The sequence below is a fragment of the Streptosporangium sp. NPDC053982 genome (assembly GCF_055585205.1).
Genome location: NZ_JBVJKQ010000012.1, coordinates 32,920 through 48,196 on the forward strand (window position 1 = coordinate 32,920; position 15,277 = coordinate 48,196).

At 74.0% G+C, this 15,277-nt stretch carries 7 protein-coding genes; 2 read left to right on the forward strand and 5 right to left on the reverse strand.

Features of this window, described 5'->3' with window-relative positions; genetic code table 11:
• Window positions 1–515 precede the first annotated feature (515 nt).
• Window positions 516–1,934, reverse strand: a complete 1,419-nt coding sequence (locus tag ACZ6W9_RS22520) for an Ig-like domain-containing protein (RefSeq protein WP_470119461.1) — start codon at window positions 1,932–1,934, stop codon at window positions 516–518.
• Window positions 1,935–2,138: 204 nt separating this feature from the next.
• Between ACZ6W9_RS22520 and ACZ6W9_RS22525 the strand changes: the two genes are divergently transcribed.
• The gene (locus ACZ6W9_RS22525) at window positions 2,139–3,233 is read left to right on the forward strand and encodes a DNA-processing protein DprA (protein ID WP_389964292.1); all 1,095 of its coding nucleotides are present in this window, start codon (window positions 2,139–2,141) and stop codon (window positions 3,231–3,233) included.
• Between the two features lie 2 nt (window positions 3,234–3,235).
• A complete protein-coding gene (locus ACZ6W9_RS22530) occupies window positions 3,236–4,003 on the forward strand; it encodes a phosphoribosyltransferase (RefSeq protein ID WP_389964290.1) in 768 nt (255 codons plus the stop codon).
• A 132-nt stretch (window positions 4,004–4,135) separates the two neighbouring features.
• On the opposite strand, the gene ACZ6W9_RS22535 is transcribed toward ACZ6W9_RS22530, so the two are convergent.
• The 4 genes from ACZ6W9_RS22535 to ACZ6W9_RS22550 all read right to left on the reverse strand — a co-directional run bounded on the left by ACZ6W9_RS22535 (window position 4,136) and on the right by ACZ6W9_RS22550 (window position 15,267).
• Window positions 4,136–4,594 carry a hypothetical protein gene (locus tag ACZ6W9_RS22535; protein ID WP_389964287.1) on the reverse strand — a complete coding sequence of 153 codons (459 nt, stop codon included), beginning with the start codon at window positions 4,592–4,594 and terminating at the stop codon, window positions 4,136–4,138.
• A 256-nt stretch (window positions 4,595–4,850) separates the two neighbouring features.
• Window positions 4,851–10,220, reverse strand: coding sequence for a non-ribosomal peptide synthetase/MFS transporter (locus ACZ6W9_RS22540; protein WP_389964284.1), 5,370 nt, complete (start codon window positions 10,218–10,220; stop codon window positions 4,851–4,853).
• Window positions 10,217–10,393: a hypothetical protein gene (locus ACZ6W9_RS22545; RefSeq protein ID WP_389964281.1), complete on the reverse strand. Its 177-nt coding sequence runs from the start codon at window positions 10,391–10,393 to the stop codon at window positions 10,217–10,219. Before ACZ6W9_RS22545 ends, ACZ6W9_RS22540 begins: the two co-directional genes overlap by 4 nt.
• The gene (locus tag ACZ6W9_RS22550; RefSeq protein WP_389964278.1) at window positions 10,390–15,267 is read right to left on the reverse strand and encodes an amino acid adenylation domain-containing protein; all 4,878 of its coding nucleotides are present in this window, start codon (window positions 15,265–15,267) and stop codon (window positions 10,390–10,392) included. The genes ACZ6W9_RS22545 and ACZ6W9_RS22550 overlap by 4 nt, the downstream gene beginning before the upstream one ends.
• Between the last annotated feature and the right edge of the window lie 10 nt (window positions 15,268–15,277).

The window sequence follows — 15,277 nt, forward strand, 5'->3', positions numbered from 1 at the left end:
GGGCCTCGGGCTGAACCCCTTCCGGCGTTCCATGTGACGTTTATCACAGTAGGCATGAAGGATCGGATCGAGGGAATCCGTATGCATTTCCGATACATCGCGGATACTTTCCTGCTTCTTGTGGGTGGCTTCCAGCCATATCGATATGTGGAATTGCCACACAACCTTTACAAGAGGATTTTTCCATCGGCGGCCGGGTGTCGAGCGGTGAAGGGGCTTCGCCGCCACGATCTTCCGGGGCCCGGTGCGCATCGCATCGGACGGCGGCGTGTCCGGCAGGCTCGCTACGGCGGAGTCTCCGGGGCGCGTTCCGATCGGATTCACCCGGCTCGAACCGGCAGGGTGGTGGAGATGCCCGGCACTCCGGCGCGGTGGCTCGATGGCCGGGGTCGCACGCGAGGCCGGCGTGCCGTGTGATCGCCGCGGGACCCGGCGGCGCGTATCGTCGTCGGGTCCCTGTGTCGAGACTCAGGTATTCGAACGGCCGCGGCTCGGCGGCCGGTGCCCGTGGCGGTTCACGGGCAGGGTGGCGTGCTGAACGTCACGCCGTCCAGGAAGTTGCCGAGCGCGGGGCTGCCGCCCGTGGCCGACACCGACTCGAAGGCGAACCGGGTGGTGGTCTGTCCCGGAGGGACGATGTAGGTCCCGGTGTAGAGGCGCCAGGCGGTGTTGTCGTCGGAGATGTCGGGGGAGGAGGCGCCGGTGGGGGTCTGCGCCACGGTCGCGCCCGGCGGGCCGACGAGCACCCGCATCACGTCGGTGCCGAGGCGGCCTCGGTGGTAGAGCGACCAGGTCATCGGCGTACCCGGCACGGTGGGCAGGTCCTGGTAGAGCGTGGAGACCTCGTTGGCGTTGAGTTCGGCGAACTGCTGGCCGTCGGCCGCCGGGACCCCGCTCGCGCCGCCGCGCCAGAACTCCAGCTTGCGGTCGGTGGCGGTGGTCTGCCAGCCGACGGGCGGGTTGGTGGAGGCGTCGGGGATGGAGTAGTCGACCGTGGCCACGGGCGGCGCCTCGAAGCTTCCGTTGACCAGGCTGACCGGTTTCCAGTTGCAGGGGACGGTGACGGTGACCTTGGCGGTGCTGGTCCCGCAGTCGGTGGTGATCGTGTAGGTGAAGGTGTCGGTGCCGCTGAAGCCGGGGTCGGGCGTGTAGACCACGTTGCCGCCGGAGACGGTCGCGGTGCCGTTCGCGGGCTTGGTGACGCCGCCGATCGCCGGTGCGGTGGCGGTGTCGTTGGCCAGGACGGGCACGCTGACGGCCGTGCTCGGTGCGGTGGTGGCGGTGTCGTCGATGGCCGTGGTGGGCGCGATGGACTGCCCGTTCGCGATCTGGATCGGCGGTGCGGGCGTGTTGCCGCCGAGCTGGCCGGGGGCGGCGACGACGCTGCTGATCCCGGTCGGCCGGATGGTCATGGCGTTGCCGACGGTGCCCTGCCTGACCCGGAATGTGATGACCTTCGGGGGCGGGTCGGTCTTGGTGCCCGGCGAGGTGATCGTCAGGGTGTTGCCACCGATGGTCCCGATGCCGGACTGGCTGACGACGTCGGCATTGGCCAGGAGGGACGACAGGTCCCAGGTGGTGGTGTAGGTCCTGACCAGCAGCGGCCACTGGGCCGTGCGGTGCGTGACCGTGAGGGTGAAGGTGCCGCCCGGTGTGATCTGCCCGCCCCACAGCGACGGGGAGGTGTCGACCGAGACCTTTCCGCTGCCCAGCCTCATGCCGAGCGCGTTCTTCCAGTAGTAGTCGACGGGGTAGGTCGCCTGCCCCTGCCGGATGCAGGGCGTGGCGGCCCGAGTGACGGCCTGCGGTGCGGCGGCGTGCGCGCCCGTGTCGGCCGCGACCCGCGCCCCGGCGGAGGCCGACAGTACCGGCAGCACCGGCAGGACGCAGGCCAGCACGATGAGCGCGGATCTCGGGCGATGCGATCTGAGCACGTGGTTTCCCCTCTGCGAAGATGCATTCGTAGATCAACTTCACGGGAATGTTACTGTGCGGAGTCGTCGGATCACCCGGGATGGCGTATGGGCGATCTTCGTGTCGTGCGCGGCCCCGGAGGTTCCATGAACTGGGCGCGGCGGCCTTCCTGCCGCCGCGCCCGGTCAGCCACCGCCCGGCCCCGCGCCAAAGCGGAGACACGGGTGAACGGAACCGGTATCCGTACCCGGTCCGCTCGATCGGACGTGATCAAGTCCGGCTTGGTGGAAAACCGGGCGGTGGATCAGCGTTCCCCGGCAGTCTCGTTCCCGAAGGAGCGCCGGACGGCGGTGGCTGCCCGGGGCGCGTTCCGATCGGGTCCGTCAGGTTCGATGTCGAGGATGGTGGAGATGTCCAAGGTCAGGGAGCAGGCCGCGGTTCTGGTGCTCAGCGAGGCCACTGCCGGGCCGTGGCAACGCACGGCCCGCGTCGTCCAGGCCGCCCGCGGCGCCCTGCGTCTGGTGGACGGTGATCTCACCGGCCTGGACGAGGACGACCACGCTCACGCCGCCGAGGTGGTCGCCCGTCTCCGGGGCGGTGACCTCGCGCGCGCCGAGGCCCTCATCGCCGCCGCGCGCGCCGAGGGTGCGCATCTGGTGACCGTCCTGGACGAGGAGTACCCCGGCAACTTGGACTTCGTTCACGACCTCCCGCCCGTCCTCTGGGTTCGCGGTCTTCTCCTCGACGAGGACCACCGGTCGATCGCCGTCGTCGGTGAGCACTCCGCCGACGGGCCGTCCATCGATCGGGTCCGGCATGAGGTCCGCGCCCTGGCGCAGGCGGGTCTCACCCTCGTGGCTGATCTAAGGCCCGGTATCGGCCCGGTGGCCCACGCCACCGCCCTGGCGGCCGGTGGCCGGACGATCGCGACCCTCGCCCAAGGCATCACCGTGCCCGTCGCACCGGAGAACACCACTCTGGCCAAGGAGATAGCCCATGGCGGCGCGCTGGTCTCGCCGTTCCGGCCGTTGGAGGCGACGACACCCCGAACCGTCTCCCTGTCCCGCACCGTGACCAGCGGTTTGGCCGCCGCGGTCTACATCGTGGACGGGGAAGAGGACGGCGGTGCCGCCCGGCAGGCTCGTACCGCGCTCAGTCAGGGCAGGCGTCTCTTCGTGCCCCACCGGCTCCACGAGGAACAGCCGTGGGTACGGCGCGTGGCTCACCGGGGAGGCATCACTGTCGTACGGGATATTGACGATCTGTTGACCCAGGTGGTCAATCTGGTGGATGTGACCCGACATCTGCAGAGCTTCTGACCATGGGCGATGCCGCCCGAGCGGCGACAGAGGAGTTCATCCAGCTGTATCGGAACGTTCCGGCGACGGGCCCCGGGGTCTGCCGGATCTGCCACTCGGGGCCCAACCACGCGAGTTACGAGATCTGCGACGGCTGCCGCGACATCACGAACAGGACGCGGCTGCCCACCTGGAACGTCGTCCCCATCTCCCTGTGCACCAAGGAGAACGACCAGCTATATGACATCGTGGCCCTCGCCGCCCAGCCGGCTCCGCGGGCCGGCGGCCCCGATCGGATCCGGTTCATCGCCGCCACGATCTCCCGGTTCTACGCCTCCCACGCGTCGTGCCTGAGACGGCTCGCCGGAGCGGACTTCACTCTGGTCGACACGGTTCCCTGCCCGCGTTCCGCTGACCGGGCCTCCGCCTCCCGCCCCCTGAACCGGGCCGTTCAGATGATCTCCGGCCTGAGGGGACTGCACAGGTCCGTGCTCCGGTGCGACAGCGGGGCGGAAGCGGTCGGCTGGCGGGAACCGAACGAGCGGGCCTACGCGGTCTCCGAGCGTGTCGCCGGTGAGACGGTCCTGCTGCTGGACGGCATGTTCGTCACCGGAGCCCATCTGCAGAGCGCCGCCTCGGCTCTGCATCGCGCCGGTGCCGCCTCCGTCACCGCTCTCGTGGTCGTCCGGCTCATCAACCTCAGCCACAACGACGCCAATCGCGAGATCTGGGCCCGGGCCTCGGCGGAGCCGTTCAGCTTCGACCGCTGCTGCCTGTGCGATCCGGCGTGATGGCGTGTCCGTGTGCTTGTGGGCCTACGCGCCGGTGTTCGAGCCGTGACCGCCCCGACCCCTTTCGATCCGGCGACCCGCCTCCTCTTCCCCGGGAGGCGGTTCTCAGGACCGCCTCCCGGGGAGGCTCCGTCAGGAGGCGACGACCAGGGTCCGGGACGCGGCCTGCTTCATCCGGTCGCGCAGCCACAGCGTCTGCCCGGAGGTCTCCCGCGCGCAGGAGCCGACGACGCCGAGCAGCTCCTCGTCCCGGGCGTCCCGGGCGGCCTGCCCGATCAGCGTCCAGCAGAGGTCGCACTCGGCGGCCATGAGGTAGAGGTCGTGCAGGTCGCGCAGCAGCCCCAGGTCGCCGGTGCGGGTGCCGGAGAACAGCGTGGAGTGCGGCCGCTCCGGTTCGCCGGACGTCTCCTCCGCGTATCGCTCGACGAACGGCTCCAGTCTCCGGGAGTGCTCCACGCACTGGCCGGCCAGCCGCTCGCAGGCGTCGTGGAGGTCCGGTTCGCCGGTGTGGCCCCGGCCGATCTCGCTGAACGCGCCGGCCAGCTCGTTCAGCGAGCGGTGCAGCATTCCCAGATAGTGGGCGAGGTACATGGTCCTGCCTCCTCGTGTCCCGCCGGGCAGGTCCGCCCGCCGTACGGTCGCCCGCCCGCTCCTTTCCGGGTGCGCGGACGTGATGGATGATCACCACTCCTACCCCACCGGTCACGGGAACACACCGGACGCGACGCGGACGGACGCGACGGGGCCCTGCCGGTGACGGCCGACGGACGCGGCGGGGCCCGGCCGGTGACGACCGGCCGGGCCCCGCGGAAACCGTGGCCCGGCAACCGGACGGGCCCCGCCGGACTCACCGCGCGGGGGCCGCCCCCGTCAGCAGTGCGGCGTCCGCCTCCGCCTGGACCGCGTCCAGGTCGTCGGCGATCTCCGCGCCCGCCACCGCGTCGGGCAGCGCGTCCTCCATGCGCCGCAGCGGCCGGTACCACAGACCCAGCGCGCCCCACAGCGCCAGCAGCGCGCCGCAGGCGACGAGCAGCAGGCCGACGCCGCGGCCCGGACCCACTCCGACGACGTCGCCGACGACGGTGCCGTCGAGGAGGCCGCCGGGGGCGAGCAGCGGGCCGAAGACGTCGTCGGCCAGCGGCGAGGCGGTCAGGAACGCCAGCGGCGTCATCGACACCGCCATCATCTGGTTGGTGGCCAGCACCCGGCCCTGCAGCTCCAGGCCGACCTTGAGCTGGATGATCGACAGCCAGTGCGCGTTCAGCACGCTGAGCGAGGCCCACGACAGCAGGCCGCCGAGGGCCGCCAGCGGCAGCGAGGGCCGCAGGCCCACCAGCAGCACGCCGATCCCGAGGCTGACCACGAAGCCGACCATGCCGATCGCGCGCCGCTCGGTGCCGCCCCAGAACACCATGATCAGGGAGCCCAGCACCGCGCCCAGACCCTGCATCGCGGTGACCAGGCCGACGCCGCCGACGTCGCTGAACGACATCACCGCCGGCACGGTCACCGACATGGCGAGCATGTTCAGGTAGTTCTGCACGACGAAGAACCCGATCATGATCATCAGCGGGCGGCGCCGTACGAGGAAGCGCCAGCCGCCGACGATGGCCTGGCCGAAGGACTCCTCCAGCCGGTAGAACAGCCGGTCGGGGAAGCGCACGGCCAGCAGCGTGCCGAGCCCGGCGAGGAACGTGACGACGTCCACGGCCACCACGCCGTGCAGGCCGACCAGCGAGATGAGCGCGGCGCCGCCCAGCGGGCCGACGAGCATGCCCAGGCCGGTGCCGAGGTTGGCCAGCGCGTTGGCCTGCATGAGGTACGGCTTGGGCACCAGCTGCGCCACCGCCGCCAGGTAGGCGGGCCGGTGGAAGGCCGCCACCAGTGACAGCATCCCGGCGACGATCCCGACCTGCCAGATCTCCAGCCGTCCCAGCCACAGCAGGATCACCAGGCCGGCGGTGGCCACGGCGGAGACGCCGTCGCAGACGAGCATGATCCGCCGCCGGTCCACCCGGTCGGCCAGCGCGCCGCCCAGCGGCGCCGCCAGCAGCGACGGCAGCAGGGCGAGCATGCTGACCAGGGCGTAGTCCAGCACCCGGCCGCTCTTCTGGTAGGCCCACACGCCCAGCGCGAAGGAGGTCAGCGCCGCGCCGAGCAGCGACAGGGTCTGCCCGGCCGCGACGGTGTAGAAGCGGCGCAGGTCACGGCGGGCGCCGCCGCCCGACACCCCGACCTCCCCGACCGGCTCGGGCAGGTCGCCCGCGGTCCAGCGGTCCAGGTGGTCGCACATCAGCCGGGCCAGGGAGGCGGCCTGGTGCTTGAGGAAGTAGTGGCCGGCCTTGGGGATCGTGGCCAGCTCCACCCGGTCGGCGAACGCCCCCCACTCGCGGTAGCGCTCCTGGTAGAGCTCGGTCGCCCGGTCCCGCTCGCCGATCACGCACAGCAGCGGCGCGGTGAGCCTGCGCTGCCGCTCGGTGGGTTCGCCGAGGCGGCGGCTGAACCAGCCCTGGGCCTCCTCCACATCGTGCCGCAGGCCGCGCAGCATGAGCCCGGTGTCGCCGAAGTCCTCGTCGAGGGCGCCCAGCGTGCGCAGGAAGTCGCGCTGGGCGCGGTCGGAGGACCAGCGGTGCGCCGGGAACCTCCGGTTCCACCAGGCCGACAGCCGGCCGGGCAGCCGCGCGTCGGGGAAGCTGCCGCCGACGAAGACGCCGGCGACCGGAGTCCCGGCCTCCTCCAGCCGCAGGGCCAGCTCGGTCGCGGCGGCCGAGCCGACGCAGTGGCCGTACAGCACGATCGGGCCGGTCGCGTCGGCCTGCCCGGCCAGCTCGGCCAGGACCCGGTCGGTCAGCTCGTCCATCGGCAGCACGTCCTCGCCGGGCCGCGCCGGGTCGTGGCCGGGCAGCTCGACGGCGAGCACCGCGGTGGCGGGGGAGAGGCGCGCCAGCTCGGTGGCCAGCGGCTGGAACGCGGCGGCCGAGCCGCCGCCGTAGGGCAGGCACACGACGGTACGGCTCGCCCGGCGCGGACCGGCCAGGCGGTGCAGCAGCCCGGCGGGGGCCTGGGCGCCGCCGTCGAGGTGCGCGGCCAGCTCGCGGACCGTGGGCCGGGTGAACAGGTCGATCACCCGAAGCGCCGTGTCGATCTCCCGGACCGCGCGCACCGCGCGGAAGGAGTCGCCGCCGAGGTCGAAGAAGTCGTCGTCGATCCCGATCTCCGCGACGTCCAGCAGCCTGGACCAGACCTCGGCGATCCGCAGCTCGGTCGGCGTGCCCGGCGCGACCCGCTCACCGGCGGGCGCGGCCTCGGGAAGCGGCAGCCGGGCCCGGTCGATCTTGCCCAGCGGGGTGAGCGGCAGGTCGTCCAGGACGACGATGCCGGACGGCACCATGTAGTCGGGCAGCCGCTCGCGCAGCCCCGCCCGGATCGCGGCGACGTCCACCGAGGCGGGCGCGACCCAGGCGGCCAGCCGCCGGGAGCGGCCCTCGCCGACCGGCAGGACCGCGGCCTCCCGGACGCCGGGCTGCTCCTGCAGCGCGGCCTTCACCTCGCCCAGCTCGACCCGGAAACCCCTGATCTTGACCTGGTCGTCGACCCGGCCGAGGAACTCCACCAGCCCGGCGGAGTTCAGCCGGACCCGGTCGCCGCTGCGGTAGCAGCGGGCGGTCCCGTTCACCGGGTCGGAGACGAACCGTTCGGCGGTCAGGTCGGGGCGGTTCAGGTATCCGCGGGCCAGGCTGGGCCCGGCGATCCACAGCTCGCCCGGCACCCCGGCGGGCAGCGGGCGGCCCGCCGGGTCGACCACGTAGCAGTCGACGCCGGCCAGCGGCCGGCCCAGCGGGACCGACCCCGAGCCCGACGGCACCTCGGGCACCCGGCCGCCGAGGACCGAGACCGTCGTCTCGGTCGGCCCGCAGTGGATCTGGACCTCCAGGTCGGGGCGGGCCGCGCGGATCCGCTCGGCGAACTCCCACGACGTGGCCTCGCCGGCGAGGATCAGCAGCCGGCGCGGCAGCATCCGGGCCAGGTCGCCGTGGGCGGCCAGCAGCTCCAGGTGGCTGGGCACCATCTTGATCACATCGACCCGGTGGCTCTCCAGGTAGGCGGCGTACGCCTCCGGGTCGGTGGAGGTCTCCTGGTCCACCAGGTGGACCGCCGCGCCCTGGAAGAGCGGGCCGTACAGGCAGGTCATCACCAGGTCGGCGGCGATCGTGGAGACCACCGCGTAGGACTCGCACCCCTCGGGCACCAGCCCGGCCAGGCCGTGCAGGTAGTGCAGGACCGAGCGGTGCTCGATCGCCACGCCCTTGGGCCGCCCGGTGGAGCCGGACGTGAAGATCACGTGCAGCAGGTGGCCGGGGGTGACGCCGGCGTCCACCGGCTCCCCGGGGCCGCCGGGCCCGCCGGTCCCGGGGGGATCGGCGGCCAGCAGGTCGGGCAGCACCAGCGCGCCGGGCACCCGGCCCGCATACTCCCGGTCGGTCAGCACGACGCGCGCGCCGGCCGACTGCAGGATGTAGGCCAGCCGGTCGTCGGGGTAGGCCGGGTCCATCGGCAGGTACGCGCCGCCCGCGCGCAGCACGCCGAGCAGCGCCGGGACCAGCCCCCGGTGCCGGTCGACGAGGATGCCGACCGGCTCGTCGGGCCGCACCCCGGCCGCGATCAGGTGCCGGGCCAGGCGGCCGGCCATCCGGTCCGCCTCGCCGTAGGTGATCGAGCCGGAGGCGTCCACCGCGGCGACCGCGTCGGGCGTGCGCCGCGCCCAGTCGGCGGCCACCTCGTGCAGCGGCCGGGTCAGGTCCATCGAGATCCGCGCGCCCGAGACGGCGGGCCCGGTCACCGGCTCCAGCGGCACGGCCGCCGCGGGCGCGTCCAGGTCGGCGAGCATGCCCTCCAGCAGGTTCAGGTACCAGCCGGTCATCCGAAGCGCGGTGGACTCGTCGAACAGGTCGGTGCGGTAGACCAGCTCGCCGTCGTAGTCCTCGCCGGCGTTGACGAAGGCGAGATTGAGGTCGTACTTGGCGGTGCGCAGCACCGGGTCGACGGACTCGGCGGTCAGGCCGGGGAAGTCCAGCGCCTGCGGCGGGTCGTCCAGGACGTTCAGCATCACCTGGAAGATCGGCGTGGTGGAGAGGTTGCGCTCGGGGTGCAGCCGCTCCACGATCCGCTCGAACGGCACGTCGCGGTGGGTGAGGGCGTCCAGCACCGCGTCCTTGGTCCGGGCCAGCAGCTCCCGGCCGGTCGGCTCACCGGACCGGTCGCCGCGCAGGACGAGCGTGTTGACGAAGCAGCCCAGCATGCGCGCGGTGTCGGGGTGCAGCCGCCCCGCCTCGGGCACGCCGACCGGCACGTCGTCGGTGCCGGAGACGCGGCCCAGCAGCTCCTGCCAGGCGGCCAGCAGCACCATGAACGGCGTGCAGCCGGTCTCGGCGGCGGCCTCGCGGACCCGGGCGGTCAGCGCGGGCGTCAGCCGTACCGGGACGGCCGCGCCGGTCCAGTCGGCGACCGACGGCCGGGCCCGGTCGACCGGCAGGTCCAGCACCGGTTCGAGGCCGGCCAGCCGCTCGGCCCACCAGGTGACGTCGCCCTCCGGCTGCCCGGCCAGCCACGCCGCGTAGTCGGCGTAGCGCACCTGCGGCGGCGCGGGCGGGCCGGTACGGCCGAGCCGCGCCGCGTACAGGGCGGCCAGCTCGGCCAGCGCCAGGTTCCGCGACCAGGCGTCGAAGGCGATGTGGTGCACGGTCAGCGACAGGACGTGATCCTCGCCGCCGGGCAGCCGCAGCAGCAGGGCGCGGGCGGGCGGCTCGGCGTCCAGCGCGAACGGCCGGGCCAGCTCCTCGCCCAGCCGCGCCCCCAGCAGGGCGGGGTCGCCGAGGTCCTCCACGGTGACGGGCACCCGGTCCGCCTCGACCGGGGTGGCGCCCTCCTCGGTGACGAGGCTGCGCAGCACCTCGTGCCGGTCGGCGAGGTCGCGCACCGCCCCGGTCAGCGCCTCGGCGTCCAGCGGGCCGCGCAGCCGTACGGCGGTGGGCACGTTGTAGGCGGCCAGGTCGTCCAGCTGGGACAGGAACCACAGCCGGGCCTGGGCGGGCGACAGCGGCGCGGGGCCGCCGGTCGCCTCCCGGACGGGGATCGCCGGGACGGTCTGGGCGGCGGCGCGGCGCGCCGCCGCCAGCCGGGCGGAAAGGGCGCCGCGACGTTCGTCGCTGACGGTCATGGGGCCTCCTTCGCCGGTACGGTGACCGGCGTGTGATGCGGGTCGGCGGCGGCGAGCGGCATGTCGTGTGGGTCGCCGGCGTCGTACGGGTCGGCGACGGTGAGCGGCATGCCGGACAGGCCGTCGGCGAGCGGCGTGCCGTACCGGCCGCCGGCCGCCGCGGGCCCGCTCACGCCTCCCCTTCCAGGTCGTCCAGCAGCAGTTCCTCCAGCCGCGCCGCGTAGCCGGCCAGCGTGCGCCGCTCGAACAGCATGCGCACCGGCAGCCGCAGGCCCAGGGCGTCGCCCAGCCGGGCCGTGACGAGCGCGGCGGTCGCCGAGTGGCCGCCGATGGCGAAGAAGTCGTCGTGCGCGCCGAGGTCGGAGCGGCCCAGCACGGCGGCCCACACCTCGGCGACCAGCAGCTCGGCCTCCGTGCCCGGCGGAACCCGACCGGCCTCGCCGCCGGGCTCGGGCAGCGCGGTGCGGTCCACCTTGCCGGAGGCGGTGAGAGGCAGGGCGTCCATGACCACCCAGCGGCGGGGCACCATGTACTCGGGGAGCCGGGCGGCCAGGCGCCGCTCCAGCGCGCCGGTGTCGGTCCCCGGCGGCGCGGCGACATAGCCGACCAGGTGGTCGCCGCCGTGGACGGTGACCGCCGCGTCGGCGACGTCCTCGCCCTCGCGCAGCAAGGTCTCGATCTCGCCCAGTTCGATCCGGTGGCCGCGGACCTTCACCTGCCGGTCCCGGCGGCCGAGGAAGTCGAGCGTGCCGTCGGGCCGCCAGCGGGCCAGGTCGCCGGTGCGGTAGCGGCGGCCGCCCGCCGGGTCCAGCGGGTCCTCGGTGAACGTCGCGGCGGTCAGCTCCGGCCGGCCGCGGTATCCCCGGGCCACGCCGACGCCGCCGATCCACAGCTCACCGGCCCTCCCGGGGGGCAGCATCCGGCCCGCCCGGTCCAGCACGTAGGCGCGCTCCCCGGCCAGCGGGACGCCGATCGACACCGGGTCGCCCACCGGGGCGGTGACGCGGACCATGGTGGAGTAGATCGTGGTCTCGGTGGGGCCGTAGGCGTTCCACAGCTCGCCGACCCGCTCCACCAGGTCGGCGGCCAGGGCGGCGTCGAGCACCTCGCCGATGCTGACCACGCGCACGTCCTCACCGTGCCAGCCGGAGGAGACCAGCATGCGCAGCGTCGTCGGGGTCGCGGTCATCAGCGTGACCCCGGCCTCCGCGATCCGCCGGGCGACGGCCCGCCCGTCGAGCGCGTCGTCGCGGCCCAGCAGTTCCAGCCGCAGGCCGTGGCAGAGGCTCACCCACAGGTCGAAGCCGAACACGTCGAAGGAGAAGGGCGTCAGGCCGAGCATCACGTCGTCGGACCGGATCCCCGGCGCGAGCCGCATCGAGGCGGTGAACGCGGCGAGGTTGGCGTGGGTGATCTCGACGCCCTTGGGGCGGCCGGTGGAGCCGGAGGTGTACAGCACGTAGGCCAGGTCGCCCGGCTCCACCCGGGAGACGTCGCCGCCCTCCGGGAGGAGATCTGTGGTCTCCGCCGCGGGCGGCCCGGCCAGGTCGACGACGGTGCAGCCGAACCGCGAGGCCACCTCGAGCCCCTCGCCCGCCGCGAGGATCACCTTGGCGCCCGCGTCCTCGACCTGGTGGCGGAGCCGTTCGAGAGGGTGGCCCGGGTCGAGCGGGACGTAGGCGGCGCCGGCCAGCAGCACGCCCAGCAGCGCCGCGGGCAGGTGGCGGTCGCGGGGCAGGCACACGCCCACGCAGGAACCCGCCGCCGCCGGGCCGAGCGCCGCGGCCGTCCGCCGTGCCCGGGAGACCAGCTCTCCGTAGGTCACCACACCCTCGGCGTCGGCGACCGCCGGCGCGTCCGGGCGCCGTACGGCCTGCTCCAGCACCGCCTCCACCACGGTCCGCGGCGTGTCGGCGGGCAGCGGGGCACCGGTCCCGGCGGCCAGCAGCGCCGCCCGCTCCTCGGCGCCGATCACCTCGAACGCCGACAGCGGCCGGTCGGGGCGGGCCAGCGCGTCCTCCAGCAGGCGGACCAGCCGGTCGGTGAGGTCCTCGGCCGCGGCCCGGTCCAGGTGCTCCAGGTCGTACTCCACCTGCAGCTCGGGCCCGGCCACGGTGTCGTTGACGTAGACGATCAGCGGCGCCTGGGCGCTGCCCGCGTCCAGTTCGCCGATCAGGTCCACGCCCACGCCGTCGCGCTCCAGGGAGAGGGGGACCTCCGCGGGCTGGATGGACAGCGTGACGGGCGTCAGGACCGCGCCGGGCGGCCGTTCGACGCCACTGGCGTCCGCGCGGTCCCGCGAGGGCAGCGCGCGGTGGTCCATCACCCGGGCCGTCGCGGCTCCGGCGTGCCGTACGGCCTCGCGCAGCGACAGCCCGTCGTCCAGGCGCAGCCGCACCGGCACCACGTCGACCAGCACGCCGACCACGGACTCCATGCCCGGGGCGGCGCGGTCGGCCACGGCGGCGCCGAGGACGATGTCCGGCCGGTCGGTCAGCCCCGCCACCAGCACGCCCAGCGCCGTCAGGTGGACGGCGAACGGGGTGGCGCCGCAGTCGGCCGCGAGCTCGCCGATCCGCGCGGCCGTCGCCGGGTCGATCCTGCGGACCAGGCGCTCACCGCTCATCCGGCTGGGACGCCCGTCGAAGCCGGACATCAGCTCGTACGGCGGGACGGCTCCGGCCAGTTCCTCGGCCCAGAAGGCCCGCAGCGCCGCGGTGTCCGGGACGGTGTCCTGCTCGTGCAGCGCGACGTCGCCGATCTGCAGCGCCGGCTCGGGCAGGGAGATGTCGCCGGAGTGGGCGAGGCCGTCGAGGAGCTCGCGCATCACGACCCCCAGCGACCAGCCGTCGAACGCGGTGTGGTCGGTCAGCAGCACCAGCTCCGCGCTGTCCGGCCCCGACCACAGCAGGGTGGCCCGCAGCAGCGGCGAGTCCCGGGTGACGTCGAAGTCGCGGGCGACCGCGGCCCGGCGCAGCGCGGCGGCCTCCTCCTCGGACGCCGGGCGGTGCTCGGTCAGCGGCACCGGGACCGGCGGCCCGACCTCGGCGGTCACGCCGTCGGTGACGACGGTGCGCAGCGCCTCGTGGCGGCGCACGATCCCGTCCAGCGCGGCGCGCAGCGGCTCGGCCGAGGCGAGGCCGCGCAAGCCCAGGCGGAAGGCGATGGCGGTGGAGCCGTGGTTCTGGCTGACCTCGCGCATCAGGCACATGTCGCGATGGGTCACGGTCAGCGGGTAGGTGGTCCGCCCGGCGTTGCGGACCAGCGGCGTCACCGCCACGGGGGCGGCCTCCGCGACGTACGCCGCCAGCTCGGCGACCGTGGGGCGGGCCAGGAACGTCGTCAGCGGGACGCGGACGCCGAACTCGTGCTCGATCCTGACGCAGATCTTGGCCGCGGCCAGGGAGTGGCCGCCCAGGTCGAGGAAGTGGTCGTGCGCGCCGACCCGCTCGGCGCCGAGCACCTCGGCGGTGACGGCGGCGAGCCGCCGCTCGGTCTCGTCGCGGGGGGCGACGAACCCGGCTCCGGAGCTTCCGGCGCTCCCGGCTGCTTCGGCGGCTCCGGCGGTTCCGGCGGCGGAGGAGAACGTCACCGCGGGCAGCCGGGAACGGTCGGCCTTGCCCGTGGGGCCGACCGGGATGGCGTCGAGGAAGACGATCCTCGCGGGGATCATGTAATCGGGCAGCCACTCCCGCAGCCAGGACCGCAGGCTCCCGTCGTCGAGGCCGGGACCGGCCGGTTCGACGTAGGCGACCAGCCGCCGGGTGCCCTCGGAGTCGGTGGGGGCCAGCACGACGGCGTGGTTCACCAACGGGTGGCGCGCCAGCCTGCCCTGCACCTCGCCCAGCTCGACGCGGAAACCCGCCACCTTCACCTGGTCGTCGATGCGCCCCTCGTAGAAGTGGACCCCGCCCTCCCGGCGGACCAGGTCGCCGGTGCGGTAGTGGCGCACGCCCGCCGCGTCGGTCACGAACCGCTCGGCGGTCAGGTCGGGCCGGTGCAGGTAGCCCCGGCCGACGAGCGGGCCGGCCACCCACAGCTCACCGATCTCGCCGTCGCCCAGCACCGCGCCGTCGGCGCCGCGCACCGAGAGCTCCGACCAGGCGTACGGCGTGCCGATCGGCGGCTCGCCCGTGGAGTCCCGGGAGATCTCGTGCGCGCAGCAGTGGACGGTGCACTCGGTCGGGCCGTACAGGTTCACCATGCGCCGCACGCCGGGGTTGGCGAAGACGCGGTCGGCCAGTGCCCGGCTCACCGGTTCGCCGCTGGACAGCACCGTGCGGACGTTCGGCGGCAGCGGCTCCCGCAGCAGCGCGGTCAGCGCCGAGGCCGCCGCGCTGACCATCGTCACCTCGTCCCTGGCGGGCAGGGAGTGCAGCGCCAGGGGGCTCTCGGCGATGATCACCGTGCCGCCGAGCAGCAGGGGGAGGTAGAGCTGGGGGACCGACGGGTCGAAGCAGACCGAGGTCGAGGCGAGGAAGCCGGCCAGCTCCTCCTCGGTGAAGTGGCCGGCGTCCCAGCGCAGCAGCGTCATCACGTTGCGGTGCTCGACCATGACGCCCTTGGGGCGGCCGGTCGAGCCGGAGGTGTACATGATGTAGGCCAGATCGGCCGGGTCGGTGGGCCGGCCGGGATCGTTCCAAGGCCGCTCCCCGACGGAGTCCACCGTCACGATCTCGGTCTCCGGCAGCCGCCCGGCCAGCGCGGCGGAGGTGACCACGTGCGACACCCCGGCGTCCTCGACGATGAACTCCAGCCGGTCGGCCGGGAACGCGGACTCCAGCGGCACGTAGGCGGCGCCGGTCTTCCAGACGCCCAGGAGGGCCGCGATCAGCTTCTCGTCGCGGTCCAGGCACACGCCGACGGTCGAGCCCCGGCCCACTCCCCGGGAGAGGAGTTCGTGGGCTATCCGGTTGGCCTGCGCGTTGAGGTCGGTGTAGGTCGTGCGGGTCGTCCCGGCGACGACCGCCGTCCGCTCGGGGGTGCGCCGCACCTGCTCTTCGAAGGCCTTGCAGACCGGTTCGAGCAGCGGGAGTTTGCCAGCCACCTGCGATCTC